Origin of the sequence: Streptomyces milbemycinicus, from assembly GCF_002154605.1 — a bacterium.
In the GTDB taxonomy this organism is placed as follows: domain Bacteria; phylum Actinomycetota; class Actinomycetes; order Streptomycetales; family Streptomycetaceae; genus Streptomyces; species Streptomyces milbemycinicus.
The window spans coordinates 1-925 of the sequence record NZ_MUNE01000466.1 but is presented as its reverse complement, the minus strand read 5'-3'; the positions used below and the strand labels follow the sequence as shown (position 1 = coordinate 925).

Annotated in this window: 1 protein-coding gene and 1 pseudogene; one reads left to right on the top strand and one right to left on the bottom strand. The window is 70.3% G+C overall.

Annotated elements, in window-relative coordinates:
- Positions 1-154: 154 nt before the first annotated feature.
- A complete protein-coding gene (locus tag CCN51_RS33645; RefSeq protein WP_014178572.1) occupies positions 155-469 on the bottom strand; it encodes an SH3 domain-containing protein in 315 nt (104 codons plus the stop codon).
- Between the two features lie 160 nt (positions 470-629).
- Between CCN51_RS33645 and CCN51_RS33640 the strand changes: the two are divergent.
- Positions 630-925, top strand: a pseudogene (locus CCN51_RS33640) (serine/threonine protein kinase); the annotation flags it as partial.

Sequence of the window (925 nt, the reverse complement as noted above, 5' to 3'; positions counted from 1 at the left end):
CTCGGGCACGAAGACCTCGGACACCAAGAGCGCGGACCCCGGTCCGGCGACCAAGTCCGCGAAGCCCACGCCGGGCGCGACCTCGGAGCGCTGACGGCCCGGGTCCGGCCGGGCCGGTCGGGCCGGCCGGACCAGTCGCTTCAGCCGTAGGCGGTCAGCCGCAGACGACGGTGACGAACCCGTCGCTGCCGGTCTTCACATACGCGTCGGAGACGTACTGCCCCGGCGCGATGCTGTCCCAGATGTCCGTCGTGCCGTACGGGCCCGAGATCTTCTCCCCGCGGCGCTGGCAGCGGATCGGGACGCGGGTGTTGTACGGCAGCACCTTGATCAGCTTGCTGGTGGTGCTGGGGCCGCTGCGGACGTTCACCTGGTAACCGGGTGCGATCGGATAGGTGACCGTCTCAGCCTCGACCGTCCCTGCCTCAACAGCCGTCTCTGCGTCGGTTGTCCCTACGGTCTCTTCCATGGCTATTGGCCCTCCCCCGTCGAACTTCATTCCGAAGTTGTGCACATCTTGTGCACATGTCGCGTTACGTGACACGACCAGCGGAGGCTAACAGGGCTCGCACGTGTCATCGACTAGGCTCGCCGAGTCGCGACTGCGGCCGAATTCACGGGGGTGGGGAATGCCGCCGGNNGCGCGCTCGGCCTCGGGCCGGCGCCTCGCGGTGAAGGTCGTCCACGCGGAGTTCGCCGAAGACCCCGAGTTCCGGGCGCGGTTCCGACAGGAGGTGGCGGCCGCCCGGCGGGTCAGCGGGGCGTTCACCGCACCCGTCGTGGACGCCGACCCCGGCGGTGAGCGGCCCTGGATGGCCACCCTCTACATCCCCGGCCCCACCCTCGCCGAACACGTCAAGCGGAACGGCCCGCTGCCGACCGAGGACATGGTCCGGCTGGCCGCCGGACTCGCCGAGGCGCTGCG

Bases quoted from the DNA above. Each gene is read 5' to 3' on its own strand.
- CCN51_RS33645 (WP_014178572.1), bottom strand. From the start codon at position 469: ATGGAAGAGACCGTAGGGACAACCGACGCAGAGACGGCTGTTGAGGCA.